The organism is Solibacillus sp. FSL W7-1324 (assembly GCF_038008025.1).
In the GTDB taxonomy this organism is placed as follows: Bacteria; Bacillota; Bacilli; order Bacillales_A; family Planococcaceae; genus Solibacillus.
Genome location: NZ_JBBOYH010000001.1, coordinates 1415756 through 1441725 on the forward strand (window position 1 = coordinate 1415756; position 25970 = coordinate 1441725).

Here is a 25970-nt window from a genome sequence, read left to right on the forward strand (position 1 = left end):
TAGCCAATTTGATATCGTGAAAAGGGAGAAATATATGGAAGAAATCATATTAGAAAATGAAATCGTCAAGTTAAGACTTGTACAAAGAGATGATGTTGAAGCAATTACCGCTGCCGCGAATGATGCGCGGATATGGGAGCATATGTCGGTAACATTGCTTTCTAAAGAAGCGGTACAAAACTATATTGAAAATGCGATTAAAGAGCGGGAGAAAGGTATTTCCTATATGTTTGCGGTTATCGATAAGAAAACGGACGCCATTGTAGGCTGTACCTCTTTTCTTGATATTTCATTTCCGCATAAAAGATTGGAAATAGGGTCTACTTGGTATAACCCGAGTGTTTGGCGCTCGGCGATTAATACAAATTGCAAGTTTTTATTGTTTCGATACTGCTTTGAAGAACTTCAATTAAATCGTGTTCAAATTAAAACAGGTCACGAAAACTACCGTTCGCAAAAAGCGATTGAACGGATTGGCGCAGTAAAAGAAGGGGTTTTGCGCAATCATATGATCCGAAAAGAAGGAATCATTCGCCATACCGTTATGTATAGTGTCATTCTGGAAGATTGGACACAACTTAAAGCCAAGTTCATCGGTCATTTATTAAAATATTGAAATAAAGTGGATAAATGAATGTTATTGATAAGTTTTTATAAGAAAATCGCATTTTTTCAAGCTATTTAACACGAATTGTGTGGAATAAACGAACATTCTCGTGTCATATCCCATATTTTCATATACAATAAGAGAGTTAAATCTTTAATGGGAACATCTTATCCTGTTAAATTTATATAGATTCGGTGTAGGTGAAAAATTTGGGACGAACGAAAACATATATAAGTATAGATATAGAAGCCGCCCTGATACGCGGTAAGCAGTATATTATTGAAATTGGTGCGGTGAAATGGCTTCCTGATGGTACGACAGAAACGTTTACTCAGCTAATTCAGCCATATAAATTCAAAAAGCTGAATGCACACATTCAGAAGTTAACGGGTATCACGACAGAACAGCTAATTGATGCCCCTTCCTTTAAAGAAGCTTTTCATAAATTTAAGCGCTGGTGCAAGCAGGATTATGTATTTTTGACATTTGGAGAATTTGATCGGAAAGTGCTCGAAGAAGAGCTGTCACGCAATTATATAAAAAATGATTGCTTATACCCGATGATCGATTTCCAGCAAAAATATATGATTGCCAATGGTTTAAAAGAGCAGCCATCATTGGGAGGGTTAATGGCACAGCTTGGGTTGGAAAACGAAACACAGCACCGTGCATTAGCCGATGCGGCAAGTCTGCTATCAATCTTCGTTAAAGTTGATGGAGATCAGCTCATTGAACAGCAGCAAACGAATGATTTTATTTTATTGCTGACAAATTTCAGGATGCTAGAAACGACGTACGAACTTGTCATCTCAGTAACGAATTGTAAAATTGAGGATGATCGGATAACGGTCAATTCAATGAATACTTTCCGTGATGAGCTTCCTTTTACTGTACAAATAGTCGAACGTGTTGGAGAAGATGGAGAAAAAACGACTTCAGAGAAAATTTCGATTAAACCGAATGCACAGGCAAAGCAGTTCTTGCAGCAAATTTCCGAGAATATGGACGGGAAAATTTTAATTTCACGTACGGCATTGCGATCAATGTCAAAAATCTTGAAATTGCATCAAGTGACTTTGCCGAAAACAGAAGTGATGACATTAGTAAATTTATTAAGAAAAGAAGAGATTATTGCAAGATTTAATTTGGATGATGAACCTACCAATACATATGAGGCAAGAGTTTTAAGTTTGCTTAATAAGTATGAGCATATGTTTGTTGCTGAGTTTTATAAACGGGCATTAATCGAGAAAAATATAATACAAGTATAATAAATTCTCCATTTTTAGGAGAATTTTTTCTTTAATGCCGACTCCTATTACGTTATGATAGGGGGGTACGAATCACTCGTGGGATAATAAAGGAGATTAATTTATGTCAGCATGGATTGGAATTGATACAGGGGGTACGTTAACTAAGCTTGCCTATTTGGATGAACAGCAGGAGCTGAAATTGACGGTCTTTCCATCTAACGAAATGCACTTAGTAAAAGAATGGTTGGAAAATCATCCTCAAGTTGAAGAAATCGGCTTAACCGGAGGACGGACTGAGCAATTGCGGGACGTTTTAAAGACGATGAAGTCGATTGAATATATAGTTGAATTTGAAGCAACTTTAAAAGGTGTGCGCTATTTGCTGGAAAAAGAAGGACACAGTATTGATCAAAGTATCATTACGAATATCGGTACAGGTACATCGATCCACTATATGGATGGCAATACACATGCCAGAGTAGGCGGTACAGGAGTAGGCGGCGGTACCTTAATCGGACTTTCTACTATTATGACCGGAATCTCAGACTTCGATGAAATAAAAGCAAACGCTTACAAAGGCAAGCGGGAAGGCATTGATCTGCTTGTAAAAGATATTTATCAAGGAATGGATACACCGATCGACGGCAATTTAACTGCCAGTAATTTTGGGAAGGTCGGCATTACCGATCAACGTGAATTTGAACAAAATAATCTCCTTGCGACAACACAGGGGCTGATCGGTGAAGTGATTTCCACATTAAGTATCCAGCTAGCCGTACAGTATAAGACGGAGCACATCGTCTATATCGGATCCACGCTGATCGATAATGAACAGCTTGTAAAGGTAATTGAACATTATACTATATTAAAAAAACATAAACCTGTTTTCTTGGAAGATTGCGGTTTTTCCGGCGCGATTGGTGCATTGTTAAATGTACGTGAGCACAGCAGAAAATAATGGACAGCATTTAGGCTAGCAATATAGTTTAAATGCTTCTTTTTTTTCATTTTCATCTTAATTGCTTTACATAGAAATTTAAGAAGCGTAAAATAGGAAAAGTGAATTATTTAGTTAGGTAAATAAGGAGTGATTGCGATGAATCCGTTATTTCATATACTTTTTCAGCAAAATCGTTATTTAGTAAAACAGTTAAATGATGTTTTAAAACAACATGGACTATTCAGCTCACAATGGACGGTTCTTTTTTTATTGCATCAAAACGGGAAGATGACACTTACAGAAATATGGAAGTACCTGGATGTGGAAGCACCGACTGTTACAAGAACAGTCACTCGTCTGGAAACACTGGGATGGGTGGAAAGGGTGCAAGGAGCGGATAAACGCGAAAAAATGATTGACTTAACGGCTAAAGCGTTGGAACTGTTTCCTAAAATTGAGGAATCCGTCCTTTCATTCGAACGGAAAATGACGGGAAATTTAACTGAGGAAGAACAGGCGCTCCTTATTCAATTATTAAAGAAGATGGAAGGTTAGAATATATGGAGCTTCAAGAACAAACAAATAAAATATTTACTAAGCGATTTATTAGTCTATTCTTTACGAATATGTCGATATTTCTAGTGTTTTACGGGTTGATCACGACATTGCCTTTATATGCAATCGGTGAATTAGGGAAATCGGATGACGATTCTGGATTGCTTGTAACCGTATTTTTAATTTCAGCGATAGTCGTTCGTCCGTTCAGCGGGAAGCTGCTGGATCTCTTTGGGAAAAAACGATTACTGATTATCAGTCTTATCCTTTACTTTGCATGTACGGTATTATATTTATTTTTTAAACCATTTTTGCTTTTACTGGCGCTTCGTTTTTTCCAGGGGATATGGTTTAGTATTGCAACAACAGCTTCAGGCTCTTTAGCAGCCGATATCGTTCCCAAAAGACGTAAAGGGGCAGGGTTGGGCTACTTTGCAATGTCCACAAATTTAGCGGTTGTATTCGGTCCGTTTATCGGATTGCTTATTATCCAATATTCAAGTTTTGATATGCTGTTTATTGTCTTATCTGTCTTTGTGGCAATCGGCAGTTTGCTTGCCTTATCTATTCAGACGAATGATTTGCCGGAGCCGGTCGTAGTTGACCGCAACTTTAAATTTTCATTTAATGATTTATTTGAACGAAGTGCATTACCTCTTGCCGCACTCGCCAGCTTAGTCGCGTTTTCTTATGCAAGTGTTCTATCGTTCTTATCGCTTTATGCGGAACAAAAGGATTTACTGAGTGTTGCCAGCTATTTCTTTGCGGTATTTGCTGTTGCGATGATTTCGGTCCGTCCATTTACAGGGAAAATCTATGATACGATGGGTGCCAAATTCGTCATTATTCCTTCATTCTTTATATTCGCGTTAGGGCTGATAATCCTTGGCAATGCCAATCAGGAAATTCCGTTTCTATTATCGGCGATCTTTATTGGTGCAGGGTATGGTACGTTGACAACGAGTTTTCAGTCCTTATGTATCCAGGCTACGACAATTCAGCGGAGCGGCTATGCAACAGCCACTTATTTTACGCTGTTTGACATAGGGATTGCGATTGGATCATATCTACTGGGGATGGTAGCGGTAAATCTTGGCTATGAATTTGTGTATTATATTGCAGCATTTATAATTATTGTCGTATTTGCACTATACATGCTCTTGCTCAATCGTCAAAAACAAAAAACAGAACAATAAGAAAAACGATTCATCGTTCCATTTGTGGAATAGATGGATCGTTTTTTGCCACTATTATATAGTAGGTTTTTTTATGTTTGAAAATGACTGTAATTAAGGGAAGTACTTAATTATTTTTTAAAATCGCTTCGCGTGCAAGAACATCTGCTGCTTTGTTTTCTTTATCGGGAATCCATTTTATGAAAAATAGATCAAATTGTTCAATTAAAGTGAGTGCCCGCTCTAAATAAGGTTTGAATTCCTCGTTTTTCACATAAGCTTTGTCAATCGAACTGACGACAATTTTCGAATCGGAGCGCATGGAAACAAAAGATGAACCGATTTTTAAAGCTTCTTCCAAACCACGTAAAAGCGCAATAAATTCGGCCTGGTGATTGTTTGTAATCCCGATTGGTTCACTGATTTTTATCTGTTGTCCTTCACCTTTTATAAATACCCCAATCCCGCTAGGACCGGGATTTCCGGCACTGGCGCCATCTATATAGACTTCTAACATATTTTCGCTCCTTTAATGTTCTGTTCGTTTAAGTATAACAAATACATGTAAGTTGGAGAAAATAAAAAAATAGCGTACAATAGTAAAACAAATTATCGGGAGGTACATGACTTGAATAAAGTAGATGTTATGAAAGATATTGATGAATTAATGGATATGTACTGCGCTGATTGTCTCGTCATTCAGGACCTTCGTAAAGAACGAGGAAAACATGGTGCGCACCGTTTCTGCATTGAATCTTGTACAGTAGGGGAACAGCTTCAGTTTCTTGGTAAAGAAATAATGAAAGTTTCCGAAAAATAATAATTTTAGAACATTCTTCTTACTATTGAATAATAATGTTTTTTTGATATAATAATTAAGTATTTCTTATTTGCCTTGTATAAATCTCTGGTACAGGTTTATTTTTTAATAGGTAAATGACTTCAGCGGAGTGGTTACCGTTGAAAAATTTCTTCATTTTTTAATTCCTTTTTATAGCTGAAAAGGAGGAGGCAGCTTGTAATATGTAGCGCATAACTACTATATTACAAGTTGTTTTTTTGTGGTCATATTTAATAATCAGCGCAAATGAAAAAGCTACTTTCGACGTCTCGAAAGTAGCTTTTTGCTTTTATTAATTTGTAACAAGTTGCTTTTCATTATAGAAAGCATTTAATTCCTGATAATATTTATTTAAAGAAGAAGGGGAAACACTGAAGCTTTCGCCGATTTCTTTAACAGTGAACTTTTGTTCGAATAAGTAATTATCCTGACCAAATCTTACTGCACCGGCAGCGATAGCGCCTGCTTTACGTGCTGTTGGCTGTTTTTCGACTAAGTAATCTTCAACCATTGCCACGAAGCTTTCGTTGTCGATTGCTTTTTCCGACATAAAGGCTTTTAACTGTTCCACGACTTCCTGCTCGAAAGGTGTAAACTCTTCCCCTTCATAGCCGTTTTCAACTAAGCCTTCCCATAATAATAAATGGTTTTCTTTTGTGAACTGCTCAACAGGTAAACGGCTTGCTTTATAAGCCTCTGTAAACTGTTCAAAAGAAATCGCATGTTCTTTATGGAAGAAGATTAGGGTAGAGACAGCTAATACGTGATTTTCCTTGTTTGAACCATCCGGTAATAAAAAGGCGAACACACGCATTCCTAGAGGGATTGATTTGTGGCTTTCACGTTGAATGTGATAAGTTGTGCCAGTTAATGCAGAGATAGCTGTAAAGTAATCATCTTTCACATCTTCGACAGTTCCGATGAAGAATATCGGCTGTTCCCATGATTTCAATAAGTCGATCATAGATGGGCGAAGCGCCTTTTTAGCTGTTTTTGCTAAGAAGTTCTGCCAAATATCAGGTCGTTGATGGAAGAAATATTCGTCCAATGCAACGGCTTCCACCAATTCTTTATGCAATTTTTTTTCTAATTTCGGTGCCCATTTACGAACTAATTCCATAAATTCACGGATATCTTTTCGTTCCGGGTAATTGCTATAGAAAGTCTGTAATACGTTTTCGATCTCTTCCTGGAAAACGTTTTGTGAAGTTACTTGATTTTTTCCTTCACAACATTTTTTGTATTTTTTTCCACTACCGCATAGACATGGGTCATTACGTCCAATCATTGTAACACTTCCTTTAATACAACTTTTAAATACTAATGTCGCAGTATTGCTACTAATAATAATAACGTCAGATTGTTATTATGAAAACTGATTATGTTTTTAGAACTATCAGAAAAATTGTTGCATTTTACATTATATTAAACTTTACATAAAAATAGAACAATAATAGAGTTAATTCTATCACTAATCTATAAAAAAAGAGACATGGCACGCTCGATGCGATGTCTCTTCCTATTATAACGTAGTTTCAGAGTGAGTAGGTGCTGGTATTTTTTTCATTGCTACAAATTGTTCGAGCTGGGCAACAGTATTCCCGATTAAAATAAATGCGCCACCAATCACAAGTTGCGCAGTTAATCCTTCTCCCAGGAAAATCATCGCAAATATAGCTGCAAAAATAGGCTCAAGCGAAAAGATCAGCCCTGTATGTGTAGGGGAAGTGTATTGTTGTACAACAGCTTGTGCGATAAAGCAAAACGCGGTACAAATAATACCTAATCCAAGTACAGCAATCCAACCGGAAGAATTGGACGGGAACATCGGTGATTCGAACATTAATGTGAACACGGCTCCGAACAAGCCGGCAACACCCAACTGATAAACACCATAAGAAATCGATTCAACATTTTTAGTAAATCGACTATTTAAGATTAAGTAGATTGAATAGCAAACGGCTGCAATAGCAACTAATATATCCCCGATTTGGAATGTCATAGATTCTCTCATAGTCAAAACGGTAATACCAATCATTGTAGCAACAACGGCGAAGCTGACTGCTCGAGAAGGGAGCCGTTTTTCAATAAAGCTTGTCATGATCGGCACTAAGACAACTGTTAAACTAAGTATAAATCCTGCATTTCCAGCAGAAGTCGTTTTTAGTCCCACCAATGATAAGGCGAAAATTGTGAACAATAAGAAGCCTTGTACAGATGCATATAAAATCGTTTTTATGTTTACGCGCAACATCTTCGGTAAAAAGATTAGCCCTGCAATGATAAATGCGATTAAGCATCGAAGTGCTACAACATTAAAAGCTTCCAAACTTTCCAGTCCCATGACCATGAACGTATAGGACAGCCCCCAAAACATTGTAACAATCACCATTAAAATATTTGCTTTACCTTGTAAACTCAAAGATGTCACCACATTTCTAAAAAGTAAGTTGTAAATAATAAGTAAAAATATGTATTAGAAGACAAATTCAACTATAAGATTTATAGAATTAAAATCTTTTATCTTCTACAAATCCGTTCTGTTATAAAACAGTATAAACAGGAAGTTGTGATTAGTAAAACGAATGTTTATAATGAATGATATGAAAATAATTCATGTTTAAAATTGAATAGTGGAGTGAATTATAATGAGCTTAGTCAAATATGAAATTTTAAATAAAGTGGCGGAAGTACATAGCTTTACTAAAGCGGCTTCTGTTTTAGGACTCACACAATCAGCTGTAAGTCATGCCGTTTCAAGTTTGGAAAAGGAGTTTGGCTTTAATTTAATTCACCGGAACCGTACGGGAGTAACGTTGACTGAAGATGGTATGAAAATGCTTTATGAAATGCGCAAAGTATTATTGGCGGAGGAGCATCTTCAGCAGACGGCTTCAAATATTATAGGGGTAAGCCAAGGGACAGTAAGAATTGGTCTTATCTCAACAATCTCTACACATTGGATGCCGAACATCATTCACATTATGGATTCAGAGTACCCGGGCATTCGCATTGAATTGCGTGAAGGGGATTATTATGAAATTGAACAATGGCTCCTGCAAGGGGAAGTTGACTGCGGATTTTTAAACCGGACAAGCTCCAAACAATTCGATTTTATGCCTTTAAAACGGGATCCTCTGTTATGTATTGTGTCGTCGCATAGTCCGCTATATGATAGAACAGAGATCGATTTATTTGAAATTGAAGAAACACCGATCATAATGCCTTCCTATAAAGGGACAAATGATGTGATGACAACATTTGAAAAATATGGTGTATTCCCGAATATACGTTTTGAACTTTATGACGAAAAGGCGATCGTATCAATGGTGGAACATAATCTAGGTATTAGTATACTGCCAGAAATGGCGATATCGATGTTGCCGGACACTGTAAAAGCCCTGCCTCTTGTACAGGAAAGTTACCGGATCCTCGGATTATCGACGAAGCAGAAGCTTTCACCGGCATCGCAAAAATTTGTGGAAATATTAAAACAGTGGCTGGAAAACGAAGAACAGTAAAAGGGGAACAATCATGCTAACAGGGAAAAAAGTATTGATCACGAGTGGCGGGACCTTCGAAAAATGGGATAATGTCCGCGGCCATACGAATTTATCAAAAGGAACAATGGGATGCTACTTGGCAGAGGGAGCACTTGAAAAGGGTGCGGATGTCATTTATATGCATGGTGTATTTACACAGCTGCCTGAACATCAAAATGAGATGAAGCTCATCCAATTTGAAGGGATTGAAGATTTAGGGAACAAATTAAAATCAGTTCTTGAATCCGAGCATATCGATTATGTCATTATGGCTGTGGCCGGCTCGGACTGGCTGATTGATAAAGTGTTCGATCAGCAGGGGAATGAACTGACGGAAAAAGGGAAAATGCCATCTGATGAGCCTCCGATCATCCATTTTAAAAAGGCGCCGAAAATATTGGCACAAATTAAAAACTGGTCACCGGATACGACTTTAATCGGCTTTAAACTGGAAGCAACGGAAGATGAATCATTTTTATTGGAAAGAGCTTCTACAAGAATGGAAACGGCAAAAGCGGATTATATGGTCGCAAATAGCTCCAAATCATTGTATGGTGCAATGGAGCCCCATTATATTATTCATAGGTCCGGGGAGACCGTTAAAGTTGATGGGAAAATGGCCGCTGCAACGGCATTAATTAATGCCATTTCTAGATAAAGAATTTTTTATTACCTGTATAGGGTTTGATTTAAATTTTAAATCTACTTTTTAATGAAAAGAGGTTGAAGCATGTACCAGTTTGATCATCTCGTCCATTTTGTCCCATATCCAGAACAGACAATGTTAAAGCTCCAAGAGGAAGGTCTCCATGTTGTTCCGGGAGGAAGTCATGAAGCGTGGGGTACATATAATACACTGAGCTATTTTGATTTGACTTATATTGAACTGATCGGCATTGAAAATGAGAAAAAGTTCCAGGAAGCTGCCAATAAGAGTTATTCATTACATGCGAGCTATAAAGAAAATCGCCGACGTGACGGATTGACGCGTTTTGCCGTTCGTACAACAACGATCGAAGAAGACGCGAAATTATTCGCTAAAGCGGGTTTGGATGTAGTAGGACCTGAACGTTTTTCAAGAAAAAGGGATGATGGTACCGTAGTAAGCTGGCAACTGCTTTATATTGGTCATCCTAAATCGAAAATTGAATTCCCTTTTTTCATTCAATGGGATGAAGCAGATTCACTTCGACGTAAGGAACTAACGGACCGTGGGATTATAGCAAAACATCCTTTAGGGGATTTAGCGATCCAAGCTGTCCATTTTGTTGTGCCGAATTTTGATGCAGTTGAGCAAATTGCCCAATTATGTGGTGCGACCATTTTAAAAAAGGTAAATCAGGAAGAAAACGTAGAGTATTCGATTATTCTGCTCGATGAAGTGAAGCTTATTTTTGTCAAGCCGGTTGGTGAAGGAGCCGCTTGGAATTATATGCTCGAAAATGGCTATGGCATAAAAAAGGTTGTCCTTTCAGGTGCAAAAGAACAAAAGCAAATTACAATCGATGGGGCACAATATGAAATAAACAAGAAATAAAAAAAGGCTGTAAACGATCAACCCTTTTCGTTTACAGCTTTGTCTATTTTTTTATAACATTCGCTGCCTGCGGACCCCGGATGCCATCGACTAAATCGAATTCAACCACTTGTCCTTCATCCAGTGAACGAAATCCTTCTTCTTGTATGCCAGTAAAGTGTACAAAAACATCTTCACCATTCGCAGATTCTATAAATCCATAACCTTTTTCATTATCAAACCATTTTACAGTGCCTTGGTGCATCCGCTTTCTCCTCCGATACTGTCAAAATCAATTGATGAAACATAAAGATTCCAGAATATTACGAATAAACTATATACTATACATATGTTAACTGTCAATAATTTGTCGATTTATGCACTATATTTAAATTATTAATTCTGATAAAACAAACTATAATAAGGTGACTACATATTTAGAAAGCAGGGCGAAGCATGACAACTACTACGAAGAAACCATTAACAGATATTGAAATAGCCAATCAGGCAACTATGAAGCCGATTTTGGAAATTGCTGAAAATGCAAATATTCCGTTAGATGCAGTTGAACAATACGGTCGCTTTAAAGCAAAAATTGATACAAGTAAAATTAGTGGTGAAGCAACGGCGAATGTTGTACTTGTAACAGCGATTAGCCCTACACCAGCAGGAGAAGGAAAATCTACCGTAACAATCGGTTTGGCGGATGCACTGCACCAACTGGATAAGCGGGTAATGGTTGCTTTACGTGAGCCTTCATTAGGACCGGTTATGGGTGTGAAAGGCGGCGCTACTGGCGGCGGGTATGCACAAGTATTGCCGATGGAGCAGATCAACTTGCATTTCAATGGAGATTTCCATGCGATTACAACTGCAAACAATGCATTATCAGCCTTGATTGATAATCATCTCCATCAAGGGAATGCATTGAATATTGATCCGCGACGTATTGTCTGGAAACGTGTACTGGACTTAAATGACCGTGCACTGCGTCATGTGACAGTCGGTTTAGGTGGTCCAATGCAAGGTGTACCTCGTGAAGACGGATTTGATATTACAGTCGCTTCAGAAATTATGGCCATTTTCTGTTTAGCAACAGGTATGAAAGATTTGAAACAGCGTCTTGCTCGTATTGTAATCGGTTATACGTATGATCGTAACCCGGTAACTGTTGGTGATTTACAAGTAGAAGGAGCACTTGCGCTTATTTTAAAAGAAGCGATGAATCCCAACTTGGTTCAAACAATTGAAGGAACACCGGCATTAATCCATGGTGGACCTTTTGCTAATATAGCCCATGGATGCAACTCGATTACTGCAACTCAAACAGCACGTAAACTTGCGGATATCGTTGTAACAGAAGCAGGATTTGGTTCTGATTTAGGTGCTGAGAAGTTTTTAAATATTAAAGCCCGTGAAGCAGGATTTAAACCGAGCGCTGTCGTGATTGTAGCAACAATTCGTGCACTGAAAATGCATGGCGGTGTTGCAAAGGCAAACTTAGTGGAAGAAAATGTGGAAGCTTTAAAACAAGGTATTTCCAATCTGGCGCAACATGTGGCCAATGTTCGGAACTTTGGACTGGAGCCGGTAATTGCATTAAACCGATTTATTACAGATACCGAACAGGAACTGAAAGCTGTTTTACAATGGGCGGAAGCAAATGAAGTCCGGATTGCCCGTACGAATGTATGGGAAGAAGGCGGTAAGGGCGGTATTGAGCTTGCCGAAAAAGTTCTTGAAGTAATAGAACAGCCAAATACTTTCCATCATTTATATGATTTACAGGAAACAGTAGAACAAAAATTGACGAAAATTGTACAGCAAGTATATGGTGGTGCAGGTGTACAATTAACGGATGCTGCAAAAAAACAGTTAGCAGTAATCGAAAAAAATGGTTGGGACACATTACCGATTTGTATGGCGAAAACACAATATTCATTGTCAGACCAGCCAAGTCTAGTTGGCCGACCAACTGATTTCATTGTAACGATTCGTGAAATTCTGCCGAAGCTGGGGGCAGGATTCCTCGTTTGCTTAACAGGAGATATTATGACGATGCCAGGCTTGCCAAAACAGCCTGCAGCTCTAAATATGGACGTGGCAGAAGACGGAAGTGCGCTTGGATTGTTTTAATCAAAATAAGAGATAATCGCCGGGGATATTTATGTCAAAGGACATAGTAAAACCGCAGCGATAAATAAAAGTAAAAGAAACGTATTCGTTTGATAATTCATTCGAATACGTTTCTTTTATTTGCAGTGGAAGCTTTGTTCAATTTTACGTTCGTTCATTAAAACATAATTTGTAGAAGGTTAGTTGCAATCATAAAAGTTGCGCTTAATCCGTATGCAACCGAACCAATTAAAATTGGTGAAATTACAATTAGACCCTTACGTTGGCTATCGTTCATATTTGGTGCTACAGCTTGCATCATTCTTTGCATAAATAACACTCCTTTTTTCTGTTTTATGTTTTCTTATTGCTATTATATGATGTAAATTTGTAAAATACAAGCATTTAGTTCACATTTTAGACAAAAATTATCTTTGAATAATTACTGATACTTGATTTTTTGAATGAAAGTTGCTAAATGAAGGGGGTTTCCAAAAGAGTTGGAAAGACCGAATCATTTAACAATTATGGTGTTAAATAACTGAAGTCATCTTGCTTCTCATGGTAATATGATTATGTAAACTCTTAAAAGAAAATGGTGAATGGAAATGTCCGAGATAATCGTACGGTGTGAACAATTAGTAAAAGAAATTTATGAAACGATGGATGCAAGCCATGATTTTCAACATATTGAGCGTGTCTATCAAAACGCTATGACAATACTTAAATCTGAGCCTTCAGCAAATAAAAAAATTGTAAGTTTAGCCGTGCTGCTGCATGATGTCAGTGATGAAAAGTATGCAGCGGATAAACAGCAGGAACAGCGGATTTTGGATGAACTTGATTTAACGGAAGAGGAAAAACAGCATATCCGTACAGTCATTGCGGAGGTTTCATTTAATGGGGGCAATGAACGGGATATTACAACAGTGGAATCAAAAATTGTACGGGATGCAGACCGGCTGGATGCAATTGGTGCAGTAGGGATTGCGCGTACGTTTGCTTACGGTGGTGCAAAAGGACGCAAGTTGTATGATGATGCAGAAGAAGTGCGTGTCAATATGACGAAAGAACAATACCGCAGTCAATCCACAGCGTCTGTTACGCATTTTTATGAGAAACTTTTATTGTTGAAAGATTTAATGGTAACTGCAAAAGGGCGCGAAATGGCTGAAGAACGTCATGCCTTTATGGTACAATTTTTAGAGCAGTTAAAAAAAGAGAGAGACGGGATTTCATGAGTCATTTAATCGTATCAAATTTAACAAAAACAGTTGGCGATAAAACGCTATTTCAAAATATTGAATTTACCATTTATGAAGGGGAACGTGCAGGCTTAATCGGGATAAACGGAACAGGAAAATCCACATTATTATCGATTATTGCAAAAAAACAGGATGCCGATACAGTGGAATTCGACCATCCGAATAAGTACCGTATTGCTTATTTGGAACAAGATCCGCAATTTCCGGAACATTTAACGGTTTTACAAGCGGTATTTAGCGGAGATTCACCGATATTGCAGCTAAACCGTGCCTATGAAGAAGCGGTAGCCGCATTGTCACAAAATCCGCAATCTGAAAAACTGCAAAATGAATTATTCCGTTTACAGCAGCAAATGGATACGGAAAATGCCTGGGACGTCAATGCATTGGCAAAGCAAGCATTAACGAAGCTCGGAATCGATATGTTTGACCAGCAAGTCACAAGCCTATCGGGCGGACAGCAAAAACGTGTGGCATTGGCAAAAGTATTAATCGAACCGGCAGACTTATATTTACTGGACGAGCCAACAAACCATTTGGATGTTACATCGACAGAATGGCTGCAGGAAATGGTGTCACGCCTAAAAGGGGCGGTAATCTTTATTACCCATGACCGTTACTTCCTTGATGAAACCGCAACACATATATATGAATTGGCTGATAAAACGTTGTACCGCCATACAGGATCTTATGGTGATTTCCTTGAAGCTCGGGCGATTCGTGAAGAAATGAATGCAGCATCACAGGCCAAATTACGAAATCGTTACCGCTCGGAATTAAAATGGATTCGTCGCGGGGCAAAAGCGCGAACTACAAAACAAAAGGCCCGTATTCAGCGTTTCGAAACGTTGGATGAATCCATCGATCGTTCGAATGACCAGTCCGATCTTGAACTGGGGCTTGCAACAACGCGTTTAGGGAAAAAAGTACTGGAATCAGATGGAATTTCCAAAGCTTACGGTGACCGGGTGATTATTCAGGATTTCGAATTTTTACTGCAGCATGGGGACCGTATTGGCATAATTGGAGCAAATGGTTATGGTAAATCGACACTTCTTAACATGCTCGCAGGTGAAATTGAACCGGATAAAGGCGAGGTAGTTGTCGGATCAACAGTAAAACGTCTTCATTTCAAGCAGGCACTGCCAGCAATGAATGAAAATGCACGAATGATCGATTATATTCGTGAAGCTTCAAATGACATTACCGATTCAGACGGTGTTCGTTACTCAGCATCACAAATGCTCGAACGTTTCTTATTCCCGCTGAATACACATGGTACGCCGATCAGCAAGCTTTCAGGCGGAGAGCGCAAAAGACTTCATCTGCTCCGTCTATTGATGGAACAGCCGAACGTATTACTTTTAGATGAGCCGACAAATGATTTGGATATCGAAACATTAGGTGTTCTGGAAGATTTTATCGAAAACTTCCCGGGTGTTGTCATTACAATCAGTCACGACCGTTTCTTCCTGGATCGCATTGCGAAAAAGCTATGGATTTTGGACGGAAAAGGCGGCGTATCGGAAAGCTTGGATGTGTATACCGACTATTTAGCAAAACGCGAGTCGGAACTGCAGCAGGAAGCGAAAGAGATGAAGCAGGAAAAGCCGAAAGTTGAAAAGCAGAAAACAGAAAAGAAAAAGCTATCATTCAAAGAGCAGAAAGAATGGGAAACGATTGCCGATACGATTGCTCAAGTTGAAGAAAAAATTATGTCGACAGAAGAGGAAATTTCATCAGCTGGTTCGGACTTTACAAAACTTCAGCAGCTGACGTCCGATTTAGAAAAACTAAATGAGGAATATGAACAATTAATCGAGCGCTGGAGCTATTTAGACGAAATCGCAAATGGATAGGAGCATAACAATGAAAATTTTATCAATTGAACCAACCCCAAGTCCAAATTCAATGAAAGTAATTATCGATCAGGATTTACCATTTGGTAAAAGTTTTAATTATACGAAAGACAACATCGGTGAAGCATCACCTGAGCTGCAGGCCATCTTTGCAGTAGAAGGTGTAAAAGGCATTTACCATGTATCGAATTTCCTGGCGATAGAACGTAATGCGAAATTTGCCTGGGAAAATATTTTGGCGGACATTCGCCGTGCAATTGGCGGAGAGGCAACTGAAACTACGGAATATGAGATGAATGAGCATTATGGGGAAGTAAATGTACATGTTCAAATGTACAAAGCGATTCCATTGCAAATTAAAGCATTTGACGGTGAAGGGGAAGTACGAATTAGCGCAGGAGACCGTTTTACAACAGCTTTCAAACGTCTGCAGTTCAGTGTGACGGATGAAAATTATATTTTTGAACGAAAATGGGTCGATTTCGGTGTTCGCTATGGCGATAAAGAGCAAGTAGTACAAGAGGTACTAAAAGAGGTGGATGCACTTTATCCGCAAGACCGAGTTGAATCGATTGTCCAGTCTGCTAATGAACAGGTTGTAACAGCAGCACAAGAGCGGAAAGAAGTGTCATTGGAGCAATATGAGCAAGTGGAAGACTGGCAGCAGCGATTCCAGTTGTTAGATCAATTACCGGATCCGGAAGTAAAGGATATTCCGTTGTTTGAAAAAGCGCTGGAAGACGAGCAAATGTCTATTCGACGCCTTGCTACCGTTTATTTAGGAATGATTGAAGATGTTGCGGTTGTACCGGCATTAACGAAGGCATTGAATGATAAAAGTGCAGCAGTACGCCGTACAGCGGGCGACTGCATGAGTGATTTAGGGTTACCTGAATTTGAGCCGGCGATGATCGCTGCATTAGGTGACAAAAATAAACTTGTCCGCTGGCGTGCGGCAATGTACTTGTATGAAGTAGGGACAGAGCAGGCAATTGACGCCTTAAAAACAGCGAGTGAAGATAAAGAGTTTGAAGTAAAGCTTCAAGCAAAAATGGCACTTGCGCGCATTGAAGGCGGGGAAGAGGCAAAAGGTTCTGTCTGGAAACAAATGACAGAAAGCCGCAAAGCATAAAATTTAAGATGGCCTGATCATCAATCAAAAATGCTATTTTCTCCTGAGAAAATAGCATTTTTTGATCGCTGTAAAATTGTTTTCCATTTCTGAACGCTAACCGCAGGCATAGTGCCAACATATTGGTTAGTGTTTTAGTAATACTATATTCATAAAATAATATAGATTTCTATAATCGACCTTAGCTTTTTATTATTTTCCAAATTCTCTTTTTATTATTCAACATTCTCACATTATCTATTAATAAATGGTATATTCTGAGAAAATAGTATATATTTAGTAGTGTATAAAGAGAGGTGGGTCCGTAATGGAGGAGCTATTGCTGAAAAATCCTAGTTCTTTAAGTGATGAACGTAAAGAAGCTTTATTAAATTTATTATACTCCGAACATTGTAATGACTCAATACTATTAAAAAGTGATGATTTTTATTTGATTTTTCATGATCTTTGGTCACTTTTTGAAATTGGGGAAGAGTACGAAAAAGAAATAATAGAAGAAGATATTAGACTGAAAGAATGGCGAATTTTCTTATTGGATTTTTTTTCAGCTAGAAATGCAAAAAAATTGCATTTTGAGTACTTAAAAGATTCCTCTGTAAAAAATTTTTTTATTGCACTATACATATGGAAAAAAATCAAAAAAAATCATTTTGGGGATATGCGGAAAGCGCTAAAAATTGAAAAATTAATTACTGAATATGAAAAGGAACTTGCAAATAGTCAAGACAACAGGGATATCTATCATGAAATTCACTTAAAAGTTCAAAGCTATTGGTACATGAATTTATATAAATTCAATACAATTTATGACAGAATCCTTGAGGAAGTAATGGAAGAAATAAAAGCGGTTGAGCTGCTATTTGATGATAAGATATGGGATACTATCAGCAATGATAATTTAAAGCAGTTTATGAATTATATTGAAGCAAAGCACTTTTCCGAAGTTTTGTTTTGGAAATCCAAATTCCAGACAGAACAATTTTTGAAAGTTGGACTTGATCCAAACAGTACATATGTTTTTTGTGTTCAAAAAGATATATCGATGAAACGCAGTCTTACGTTACAGAATGGATTGGCATTGGCCGTATCGGAATTTTCACAAAAAAATGAACAAAATTTTGTATTCTTATCATTCATAAAAGCCATTGTTCAGGAAATGATCACACATAAAGAGAGTCTGGATTTTAATAATTACTTTGAGCTGGATAAATCGTTCGGACTTAAAACAGAGCAGATTAACTATAAATATATTATCAATTATGCCTTTACGATGCTAAAGTTAGAATTATCTCATAGTAGCAGCGGCAAAATCTATTTAATCTGCAATGAATTACTGTTTGATGATTTTCCGAATGAAGAAGAATGGATAGAAGCTGTCACAGATTACAAAAAGTCGAAAAATATTGAAATTGTCGTTATTTATATGGGCGATAAAACGAAATTGCAGGCAATATGGTTTGCGGATAAAGTACTGATACCAAAGCAATTGGCACAGTTTGAATAGTAAAAAAACTCTAAATCGTGCGCGGAATAAGATCGCTGCAATTTAGAGTTTTTTTCGTTTCATAATTTATGAACTGCTTGTTTTTATCTTTTTTACGGTTTGTTCAGGCGTAAAGACGGTGTATAAAATACTTCCGAAAATCAGAACAATTCCGAGCACTTGCAATAGGCTTGGTCGGAAAGAAAGCAACACAGCATCCAATAAAATTGCTACTACCGGATCGACAAATACGAGTACAGATACAATGACTGTAGGAAGGTCTCGAACACTGTCAAAAAATAAATAGTAGACAAATCCCGTATGAATAAAACCAGTACCTAATATGTAGAGCCAGTTTGTATTTGTTAAACCTTCAAATGCCGCAAAATCGCAAAAAGGGAGCAACATGACGATACCTACAATTGTTTGAATATATGTAAGAGCATAGGACGACATACCGTGAATCGTTTTACTCGTAAACATTGTCAGTGCATAGCAGATGGCCGAAAGAAGCGCCCATATAAATCCAGAGTTCATAAATTGAGAGACGCTTGTAAAGCTATCAATACCAATTATGAGGATACTACCGAAAAAGCAAATGACTGTTGCACAAATCGCACCGATCCCCATTTTTTCTGCCAAAAACACCGAACCTAATATCAATACAAAAATTGGCGCCAAATTGTATATGGAAATGGCGATAGAGATCGACATCACTTCAAACGCTTTAAATAAAAATACCCAGTTTAACACAAGAAATATGCCGCAAATGACGGTTTTCAATATTTCGCTTTTATTCCAAACTTCTGTTTTTTTACCGCCTGTTATAAACCATAATCCGCCCAAAAAGAATGTGGCACAAATACAGCGAACAAAAACGAGTTCGACTGCAGGCAGGCCGGTTTGCGTAGTAAAGAAGCCGATAGAACCAAAAATAGCCATGGAGATAGTAAGTTTAATCATTGAGCGTATATTCATATGGCGAACCTGCTTTCATAATCCCGTATTGACGGGGCGTAATTTAACTGTCCCAAAAAGCCTAGATGCAGAGATTGACTCCCGCTTCTAGACTTTACAGAGCGGAAAAAATAGGGAAGGAAAAAGTCCCGTAACAGCCCTATTGCCTGGAAAATTTCATTATAGAAGGTACATTTTATTCCCGAATTTGACCTGTACCATGAATGTAGTATTTCGTTGATGTTAATGCTGGTAACCCCATTGGTCCTCGAGCATGCAGCTTTTGAGTTGATATCCCGATTTCTGCACCATATCCGAATTCAAAGCCATCCGTAAAGCGCGTCGACGCATTATGGTACACAGCTGCCGCATCTACAGAATTTAAAAAGATTTCAGCATTTTGCATATTGTCGGTAATAATCGCTTCTGAATGGTTTGTTCCGAACTGATTAATGTGCTGTACAGCTTCCAATACGTCATCTACTACTTTTATGCTTAATGCCAGAGCCAAAAACTCTTCGGCATAATGTTCTTCTGTTGCCTCGATCGCTTCCGGCAACACTGCACATACATTTTCATCACCATAAATTTTTATATCAAGTTCATTTTGTAGATAGTCCAAAAATTGCTTGCCATGAGTTTGGAAAAAATTCTGGTGCATCAATAGGCTCTCCGCCGCATTACATACGGATAAACGCTGTGTTTTCGCATTTTTTACAATTGATTTCGCCATATCGAAATCAGCGAATTCATCCAAATAAATATGGCAGTTTCCGGCACCGGTTTCAAGAACAGGAACCGTCGATTCACGTACAACTAAATCGATTAGTTTTTTACCTCCGCGCGGAATGAGCACATCCAAGTATTCAGTAAGTGTAAATAAAGATTTCGCTGTTTCACGGCTTGTATCTTCGATTAGCAAAACGGCATCTTCCGGGTAGTCAACAGCTTCTAGCGCGCGGTGAATCGAGGCAACGAGTGCGATGTTGGAGTATTTTGCAGAAGAACTGCCACGGAGAAGTACCGCATTACCTGTTTTAATGGAAAGTGTTGCTGCATCAATCGTTACATTTGGTCGTGCTTCATAAATCATACCGATTACGCCTAATGGGACACGCTTTTTAGTAATGTGAAGGCCATTTTCTTTCGTCATTTCCTCGACTACTTCACCGACAGGATCCTCTAATTCAATCAGCTGCATAATGGCATCGCTCATCGCTTGAATGCGGTTTTCATTCAGTAAAATGCGATCCAGTGTCGCTTGATCGAGTCCGTTTGCTTTTCCATCAGTAATATCTTTTGTATTTTCCGACAGCAGGAAGTCCATATCGGCAATTAGTTGTTGAGCAATACTTTTTAATGCTTCATTTTTTTCTGCTGTTGTTTTGATATTCGTTAAATAGCTCGCTTTTTTTGCACGCTTACCTTTTTCAACCACTTCATTTGTAATAGTTTTCGTCATAAAGAGAACCCCCTTAAATTTTGACCCATTGATTACGGTGAATGACTTCTATCGGATAATGCATGAGCTCTGTCGTACGTTTCCCCATCGCATGCTCCAATTCAGCTGAAGAATAAAGAATTTCTCCACGACCGATACAAGTATGTCTATCATAAACTTCGACAACATCGCCTTTATCAAATTGTCCTTCATAGGCATAAACACCGGCTGGCAGTAAACTTTTCCCTCCATATTGCAATGCTTGGACCGCACCTTCGTCAATAAAAATCTTTCCGGAAGATTTTGAAAGCTGTACCCATTGTTTATTTGTAGGTACGTACTTTTCATTGCGTTCAAAATACGTGCCGTCACCGTTGTTTTCAAGAATTTCGATTAGTTTTGTATGACCGGAACCTGTTCCGATAAAAACTCCGACACCTGTATTAATTGCATGATTGGCTGCAGCGAGCTTTGACTGCATGCCACCGGTCCCGACTTTTGAGCCTGATCCTGTAGCAAAGAGAAGCATCTCTTCTGTAATTTTTTCTATGCGATCAATTCGAACGGCATCTGCGTTTGTTAATGGATTAGCCGTATAGAGCCCGTTGACATCCGTTAAAATAATTAACTGATCTGCATGGACGAGACCGCTTACTAAAGCGGAAAGCATGTCATTGTCACCAAAAGTCAATTCAGCGACAGATACAGTATCGTTTTCATTGATAATCGGGATGATTGAACGTTCCAACAGTTCTGTTAATGTTTCATAAGCATTTCTGTAACGCTGTTTATCATTGAAATCAGAGCGAGTCAGTAAAATTTGGGCAGATGTCTCGTTATATTTGGCAAATTCATCTGCATACGCTTGGATTAGTATGCTTTGACCAACTGCCGCAGCAGCTTGCTTTCCTTTGAGGGTAATCGGTCGAGAAGGATAGCCAAGCTTTCGGAAACCTGCTGCTACTGCGCCAGAAGATACTAGAATAACTTCATGACCTGCTTTTTTTAATGCGGCGATTGCAGCAACATGGTCATGAAATTTTTCATAATCAAGCTCACCTTTATTATTTGTTAAAGAACTGCTTCCGATTTTTATTACAATACGTTTTCTTTCCACCCGAAATCCTCCTCGATAAAAATATTAAATTATCCCGCTACACGATATTGGTCATAGATACGCTGTTACAGGATATGACAGTTTTAACTTATGTTTTTCCACTCTGTTAAGAATAGAAAAAACCCTTTGATGGACTTAAAAGCATAAAAAAGCACATTTCAATCCTATCGATTAGGACGAAATGTGCTGTTTCCGTGGTACCACCTAAATTGAATGCCAAGTTCTTGCATTCCACTTATCTCATAACGCTGAGTCTGCGCCTATTTTTGTAGGAGCTGTTGAAGTAGGTTCGGCAGGTTTTGCTATGCCATTCTTTCAGCCTGTGGAATGTGCTCTCTTGTATAGCCAATTGCTACGTACTCGTCTTCAATATGCCTTTACATTTTCTAATAGCATGCATGATAGCGGATTTTTTGTCAATATCGTTATATCTGATTTATTAGAAAACTATGCGAAAAAGTTCTTTTTAGACCGATTTACCGTATAAAAGTGTGAATTTTATGACTATTTAACGTGCAAATGTAATTTTTCGTAATGAATCTGTTCTTTGTTTCATTTTCTACAATTCCTTAAATTTGTAGTACCTAGGAATAATCAGTTGTGCACAGCTTTAAGGAATTGGAAATATGCAGGATGTAGAAAAACTTATTTCTGAAAGTGAAACAATAATAAAAAAAGTGATCTATAAACTGAAAATTTATCGGGATTTTGATGAATACATGCAAATAGGAAGAATCGCCCTATGGCAGGCATTACAGAAGTATGATGCTACAAAAGGGGATTTTGCGATGTTCGCCTATATGACTGTAAAATATGCTGTTATTCGAGCACTATCTAAAGCGAATCATATAACCGAGCATGAACTGGCAGTGGAGGAGGACGTAATACTCGTTAATTCACAGCAACAGTATTTAATTACAACAGGTTTGGAATGGCCTGAATGGTTTGAGGAATTAAATAAGGATGAACAATTTCTGCTGATCGCATTGTTTGAAAAAGAGCTTTCGTTAAAAGAGATTGCTGACACGTATAAGCTGAATTATGAAACAATTAAGAAAAGACGTCAGCGATTATTGTCTAAGTTAAGGGGTTTGTTACTATAGATTTTTGGGATGAAAAAAAGTGGAAGCTTATGAAGTTTCCACTTTGTAATATCTTATTGGAGTGTATTCAAAAACTCTGTTCGCTGTTCTTCGGATTGCTGTTCGCCATTTACAAGCATTGCCCCAATACGGTAATCAGTTTGTCCCTTTTCAACAACATATTGCAAATTAACAGGCTGTACTTTGTTGTCAATTTTGCACTTACCTTTAAATTCTACAACATGCTCCATCATTTTAGTCTGGAAGTATTCCCAGCGGCTCTCTTCACAATAGTTTTTGAATGCTTCTTCTGTTGTAATATTACTATTTTCGATAACGGGTGTCGCATGAATATATGTAATGTAGTCATTATCTGTTACGGCTTTTTGTGGACCAAAAAAGTAAAAAAATATACCAATTACCCCAATTGGTATAATCCAAAATATCGTCCTCTTTCTTTTCTCCATAAAATAAATCCCCCCTATATTTGTAGTATCAGTATAACATTTTAATGTTAATATTTTCTACATCGGCATAATTATTAGCTTGATAAAGGAGTACTTTCGATACGTAGGTCATGGAAACCAACAGGATCAGTCTAATAAGATTAAACGTTAACATAGTAAGATTTGTTACTATAAAGATAGGTTAAAGGGAACGAGAATTTATCAATACTTTGGAGGACACAATGTTTTTTATTTTTATGGCAGTATATGGTACACCGATTTTAGCCGTTTTATTTTGTTTAAACTTAGCAATCATCATTGATAAATCGCGAAATAATCAGGATTCCAAATTTAATGTGTATGTAATGACAGGTGCCTTCACGATTATGATGTCATGTATTACGATTGCGCTATTAACAGTTTTGGACGGGGTATAAGACAACAACTTATTTAATCGATTTATAAAAGAGCATTGTTCAAGTGACAATGCTCTTTTTGTGATTAACTCAAGGAGTATCGTGAACTTTGTAGAATATATTAATTAAGGTCAAAACATGGTGGCAAAATAAAATACTTTTGATTATTGAAAGGAGTACCGAATGAAACAAATAATTGCGATGGGCGGCGGGGGCTTTTCGATGGAACCTGATAACCCGCTATTGGATCGATATATTCTGAAGCAGGCAAAAACGGCAAAACCGAAAATTTGTTTTCTTCCTACAGCAAGCGGCGATTCTGAACAATACATATCCAGGTTTTATCATTTTTTTAATACACAAAATTGTGATCCCTCACATTTATCTCTATATAACCCTTCATCACGGGATTTGGAAAGTTTTATTTTAGAGAAAGACATTTTATATGTTGGTGGGGGAAACACGAAAAACCTTTTAGCTTTGTGGAAGGATTGGGGATTAGACCATATTTTAAGAAAGGCTTGGGAGGAGGGGGTTATTTTAGCGGGGTTAAGTGCAGGGGCAATCTGTTGGTTTGAGCAGGGGGTGACAGATTCTTTTGGAGATGGACTTGAACCAATAGATTGCCTGGGATTATTAAATGGGAGTAATTGTCCGCATTACGATGGTGAAAAGAAAAGAAGACCTGCATATCATAAACTGATCGAGTCCAATCAAATACAATCAGGAATTGCTGTTGATGACGGTGTTGCGGTTCATTATAAAGGCCGGGAAATATATAAAGTGGTTAGTTCCAGACCTGATGCCAAAGCGTACAGTGTGCTTTGGGAAAACGGCATAATTGAAAGGGGACTCCCAGTAGAGTATTTGGGTCAAGAAAATTTTGAAAAGTGAGTGGTTAAATATGTTTTTTATACAAATGTCCGGATTCCCAGGTTCCGGTAAGTCGACGCTCTCCCGACAAATTGCCGAGAAAATAGGGGCAGTCATAGTTGATCATGACATTGTAAAAACGGCGTTAATAACGTCATTTGAGGAAATTCCAATAGAGAAAAAACTTGTTGGTAAAATTGCCTATAATGTTGATTGGTCTTTAGTGGAATTTCATTTATCACAAGGGTTAAATGTCGTTTTGGATAGTCCTTGTCTTTATCAGGAAATGGTGGATCGAGGTATAGATTTATCAAAAAAGTATAATGCCACATACAAATACGTAGAGTGCTACCTGAATGATTTTCAGGAAATAAACAATAGATTAAAAAGTCGAAATAAAATGGTTAGTCAAATTAACGCAGTCAGCTCGGAAGAAACCTTTAAACGTACGCTTGAAAACAGTAAGAAACCAGATGAAGGTTCATACATTGTTGTAAATACGAGTGAACCATTAGAAAGTTACATAGATCAGGTGATTGATTTTATTGAGACCTAAATAGTGGAGGTGTTGTATTGAAAAATGTTCGTGCGAAAATAGGAATTTTAATATTGTTAACTGTTACACTTTTAACTGCCTGTATCGAAAAAGATTATGTGTTTTTTGGGGAAAGTGAGAATTGGAGAGTCCAATATACAGTGACAGATGATGATGGCTGCAATTCTACTAAAGGCTATATAAAATATCTTGGCAATGATCCGATGCCGGAACAGTTGGAGTTTAGTGTAGATAAAGTAGAAGGGGCTTCCATTTCTTTAGATGAAAACGGTATGTTTTTTCTGCCCCATGGCTGTTCGAATGCAACAGAAGGATCAGAGCTTAAAGCAAATATAAAATGGGAGAATCAATCGGAAACAATCCAATTGCCTTTAAAATGAATAAATAGTTGACTAATTAGATGTGAAATATTTTGAATGTATCTAACTAGGAGGCACTGATTTGAACCAGTCCACATATTTAATTGGAGCAGTATTGTTAGGTTTATCCATCATGACAGCTGCATTGATTTTAAGTAGCACAACAAATACCGATAAAGACTCAGAAAGTACCATTAGCTCAATACCGGAGTTGATGACACTTACCCAGCTTGCTGAATACCTTCAAATAAGCGAACAATCCATTGAAATTATTATATCGAATGATGATTATCAAAGAGATGGACTAAGCAGCTATGATACCTATCAGTTTATCCCGTATCTTTTGCTCGATAATCAGAAAAGATTCATAAAGACAGAAATCGATGCATGGTTAAAATACAGAAATGATAACAGGTTAAATTATCATTAAGAAGATATGT

29 protein-coding genes are annotated in these 25970 nt (G+C 37.8%); 20 read left to right on the top strand and 9 right to left on the bottom strand.

All coding sequences use genetic code 11. The features are described from left to right. The first annotated feature begins 34 nt into the window (after nucleotides 1–34). The 5 genes from MKY71_RS06800 to MKY71_RS06820 all read left to right on the top strand — a co-directional run bounded on the left by MKY71_RS06800 (nucleotide 35) and on the right by MKY71_RS06820 (nucleotide 4551). Complete coding sequence (locus MKY71_RS06800; RefSeq protein WP_340731965.1) at nucleotides 35–616, top strand: GNAT family N-acetyltransferase; 582 nt, start codon at nucleotides 35–37, stop codon at nucleotides 614–616. A gap of 191 nt (nucleotides 617–807) precedes the next feature. Continuing rightward, nucleotides 808–1878, top strand: a complete 1071-nt coding sequence (locus MKY71_RS06805) for a 3'-5' exonuclease (protein ID WP_340731966.1) — start codon at nucleotides 808–810, stop codon at nucleotides 1876–1878. Nucleotides 1879–1981: 103 nt separating this feature from the next. Then, a complete protein-coding gene (coaW, locus tag MKY71_RS06810; RefSeq protein WP_339175999.1) occupies nucleotides 1982–2818 on the top strand; it encodes a type II pantothenate kinase in 837 nt (278 codons plus the stop codon). Nucleotides 2819–2956: 138 nt separating this feature from the next. After that, nucleotides 2957–3355 (top strand): MarR family winged helix-turn-helix transcriptional regulator, encoded by a 399-nt coding sequence (locus tag MKY71_RS06815; protein WP_339176001.1) that lies wholly within the window; start codon nucleotides 2957–2959, stop codon nucleotides 3353–3355. Nucleotides 3356–3360: 5 nt separating this feature from the next. Beyond that, nucleotides 3361–4551 carry an MFS transporter gene (locus MKY71_RS06820; RefSeq protein WP_340731967.1) on the top strand — a complete coding sequence of 397 codons (1191 nt, stop codon included), beginning with the start codon at nucleotides 3361–3363 and terminating at the stop codon, nucleotides 4549–4551. Nucleotides 4552–4657: 106 nt separating this feature from the next. On the opposite strand, the gene MKY71_RS06825 is transcribed toward MKY71_RS06820, so the two are convergent. Next, the gene (locus MKY71_RS06825; protein ID WP_339176003.1) at nucleotides 4658–5047 is read right to left on the bottom strand and encodes a reverse transcriptase-like protein; all 390 of its coding nucleotides are present in this window, start codon (nucleotides 5045–5047) and stop codon (nucleotides 4658–4660) included. 111 nt (nucleotides 5048–5158) lie between these two features. Here MKY71_RS06825 and MKY71_RS06830 point away from each other — a divergent pair, with 111 nt between their 5' ends. Then, complete coding sequence (locus MKY71_RS06830) at nucleotides 5159–5350, top strand: zinc-finger domain-containing protein (protein ID WP_008404740.1); 192 nt, start codon at nucleotides 5159–5161, stop codon at nucleotides 5348–5350. A 313-nt stretch (nucleotides 5351–5663) separates the two neighbouring features. Here MKY71_RS06830 and MKY71_RS06835 read toward each other — a convergent pair whose 3' ends face one another. After that, entirely contained in the window at nucleotides 5664–6659 is a 996-nt protein-coding gene (locus MKY71_RS06835; protein WP_340731968.1) for an SEC-C metal-binding domain-containing protein, read from the bottom strand. Nucleotides 6660–6893: 234 nt separating this feature from the next. After that, complete coding sequence (locus MKY71_RS06840; protein WP_340731969.1) at nucleotides 6894–7793, bottom strand: DMT family transporter; 900 nt, start codon at nucleotides 7791–7793, stop codon at nucleotides 6894–6896. Between the two features lie 226 nt (nucleotides 7794–8019). Here MKY71_RS06840 and MKY71_RS06845 point away from each other — a divergent pair, with 226 nt between their 5' ends. The 3 genes from MKY71_RS06845 to MKY71_RS06855 all read left to right on the top strand — a co-directional run bounded on the left by MKY71_RS06845 (nucleotide 8020) and on the right by MKY71_RS06855 (nucleotide 10450). Next, nucleotides 8020–8892, top strand: a complete 873-nt coding sequence (locus MKY71_RS06845) for a LysR family transcriptional regulator (RefSeq protein ID WP_339176006.1) — start codon at nucleotides 8020–8022, stop codon at nucleotides 8890–8892. Nucleotides 8893–8905: 13 nt separating this feature from the next. Continuing rightward, nucleotides 8906–9571 carry a phosphopantothenoylcysteine decarboxylase domain-containing protein gene (locus MKY71_RS06850; protein ID WP_340731970.1) on the top strand — a complete coding sequence of 222 codons (666 nt, stop codon included), beginning with the start codon at nucleotides 8906–8908 and terminating at the stop codon, nucleotides 9569–9571. 72 nt (nucleotides 9572–9643) lie between these two features. Beyond that, nucleotides 9644–10450 carry a VOC family protein gene (locus MKY71_RS06855; protein WP_340731971.1) on the top strand — a complete coding sequence of 269 codons (807 nt, stop codon included), beginning with the start codon at nucleotides 9644–9646 and terminating at the stop codon, nucleotides 10448–10450. A 43-nt stretch (nucleotides 10451–10493) separates the two neighbouring features. Here MKY71_RS06855 and MKY71_RS06860 read toward each other — a convergent pair whose 3' ends face one another. Continuing rightward, entirely contained in the window at nucleotides 10494–10694 is a 201-nt protein-coding gene (locus MKY71_RS06860; RefSeq protein ID WP_079526068.1) for a cold-shock protein, read from the bottom strand. Between the two features lie 191 nt (nucleotides 10695–10885). On the opposite strand from MKY71_RS06860, the gene MKY71_RS06865 reads away from it, so the two are divergent. Then, nucleotides 10886–12565: a formate--tetrahydrofolate ligase gene (locus MKY71_RS06865; RefSeq protein WP_340731972.1), complete on the top strand. Its 1680-nt coding sequence runs from the start codon at nucleotides 10886–10888 to the stop codon at nucleotides 12563–12565. Between the two features lie 157 nt (nucleotides 12566–12722). On the opposite strand, the gene MKY71_RS06870 is transcribed toward MKY71_RS06865, so the two are convergent. After that, a complete protein-coding gene (locus MKY71_RS06870) occupies nucleotides 12723–12875 on the bottom strand; it encodes a hypothetical protein (RefSeq protein ID WP_176142076.1) in 153 nt (50 codons plus the stop codon). Nucleotides 12876–13152: 277 nt separating this feature from the next. Here MKY71_RS06870 and MKY71_RS06875 point away from each other — a divergent pair, with 277 nt between their 5' ends. From MKY71_RS06875 to MKY71_RS06890, 4 genes are all read left to right on the top strand, one after another. After that, nucleotides 13153–13785 carry an HD domain-containing protein gene (locus tag MKY71_RS06875; RefSeq protein WP_340731973.1) on the top strand — a complete coding sequence of 211 codons (633 nt, stop codon included), beginning with the start codon at nucleotides 13153–13155 and terminating at the stop codon, nucleotides 13783–13785. Further along, nucleotides 13782–15668: an ABC-F family ATP-binding cassette domain-containing protein gene (locus MKY71_RS06880; protein WP_340731974.1), complete on the top strand. Its 1887-nt coding sequence runs from the start codon at nucleotides 13782–13784 to the stop codon at nucleotides 15666–15668. Before MKY71_RS06875 ends, MKY71_RS06880 begins: the two co-directional genes overlap by 4 nt. Before the next feature lie 10 nt (nucleotides 15669–15678). Beyond that, a complete protein-coding gene (locus MKY71_RS06885) occupies nucleotides 15679–16800 on the top strand; it encodes a virulence factor (RefSeq protein ID WP_339176016.1) in 1122 nt (373 codons plus the stop codon). A 319-nt stretch (nucleotides 16801–17119) separates the two neighbouring features. Further along, nucleotides 17120–18304: an aldehyde dehydrogenase gene (locus tag MKY71_RS06890; RefSeq protein ID WP_340731975.1), complete on the top strand. Its 1185-nt coding sequence runs from the start codon at nucleotides 17120–17122 to the stop codon at nucleotides 18302–18304. A gap of 66 nt (nucleotides 18305–18370) precedes the next feature. Here the strand turns inward: MKY71_RS06890 and MKY71_RS06895 are convergent, their stop codons facing one another. The 3 genes from MKY71_RS06895 to proB form a co-directional block, all read right to left on the bottom strand. Beyond that, on the bottom strand, nucleotides 18371–19261 hold the full coding sequence (locus MKY71_RS06895; protein ID WP_339176019.1) for a DMT family transporter: 891 nt from the start codon (nucleotides 19259–19261) through the stop codon (nucleotides 18371–18373). A 175-nt stretch (nucleotides 19262–19436) separates the two neighbouring features. Then, nucleotides 19437–20702, bottom strand: a complete 1266-nt coding sequence (locus MKY71_RS06900; RefSeq protein WP_340731976.1) for a glutamate-5-semialdehyde dehydrogenase — start codon at nucleotides 20700–20702, stop codon at nucleotides 19437–19439. A 13-nt stretch (nucleotides 20703–20715) separates the two neighbouring features. After that, on the bottom strand, nucleotides 20716–21798 hold the full coding sequence (gene proB / locus MKY71_RS06905; protein ID WP_340731977.1) for a glutamate 5-kinase: 1083 nt from the start codon (nucleotides 21796–21798) through the stop codon (nucleotides 20716–20718). A 626-nt stretch (nucleotides 21799–22424) separates the two neighbouring features. Between proB and MKY71_RS06910 the strand changes: the two genes are divergently transcribed. Then, on the top strand, nucleotides 22425–22901 hold the full coding sequence (locus tag MKY71_RS06910) for a sigma-70 family RNA polymerase sigma factor (RefSeq protein WP_339176023.1): 477 nt from the start codon (nucleotides 22425–22427) through the stop codon (nucleotides 22899–22901). A 53-nt stretch (nucleotides 22902–22954) separates the two neighbouring features. On the opposite strand, the gene MKY71_RS06915 is transcribed toward MKY71_RS06910, so the two are convergent. Next, nucleotides 22955–23347, bottom strand: a complete 393-nt coding sequence (locus MKY71_RS06915; protein WP_339176024.1) for a glucosamine 6-phosphate synthetase — start codon at nucleotides 23345–23347, stop codon at nucleotides 22955–22957. A 221-nt stretch (nucleotides 23348–23568) separates the two neighbouring features. Between MKY71_RS06915 and MKY71_RS06920 the strand changes: the two genes are divergently transcribed. The 5 genes from MKY71_RS06920 (at nucleotide 23569) to MKY71_RS06940 (ending at nucleotide 25960) form a co-directional block, all read left to right on the top strand. Next, on the top strand, nucleotides 23569–23763 hold the full coding sequence (locus MKY71_RS06920) for a hypothetical protein (RefSeq protein ID WP_339198825.1): 195 nt from the start codon (nucleotides 23569–23571) through the stop codon (nucleotides 23761–23763). A 162-nt stretch (nucleotides 23764–23925) separates the two neighbouring features. After that, on the top strand, nucleotides 23926–24636 hold the full coding sequence (locus MKY71_RS06925; RefSeq protein ID WP_339176028.1) for a Type 1 glutamine amidotransferase-like domain-containing protein: 711 nt from the start codon (nucleotides 23926–23928) through the stop codon (nucleotides 24634–24636). A gap of 10 nt (nucleotides 24637–24646) precedes the next feature. Further along, nucleotides 24647–25171 (top strand): AAA family ATPase, encoded by a 525-nt coding sequence (locus tag MKY71_RS06930; RefSeq protein WP_340731978.1) that lies wholly within the window; start codon nucleotides 24647–24649, stop codon nucleotides 25169–25171. Nucleotides 25172–25188: 17 nt separating this feature from the next. Next, the gene (locus MKY71_RS06935; RefSeq protein ID WP_339176031.1) at nucleotides 25189–25551 is read left to right on the top strand and encodes a hypothetical protein; all 363 of its coding nucleotides are present in this window, start codon (nucleotides 25189–25191) and stop codon (nucleotides 25549–25551) included. A 61-nt stretch (nucleotides 25552–25612) separates the two neighbouring features. Next, nucleotides 25613–25960 (top strand): Clp protease ClpB, encoded by a 348-nt coding sequence (locus MKY71_RS06940; protein ID WP_340731979.1) that lies wholly within the window; start codon nucleotides 25613–25615, stop codon nucleotides 25958–25960. Nucleotides 25961–25970: the final 10 nt, after the last annotated feature.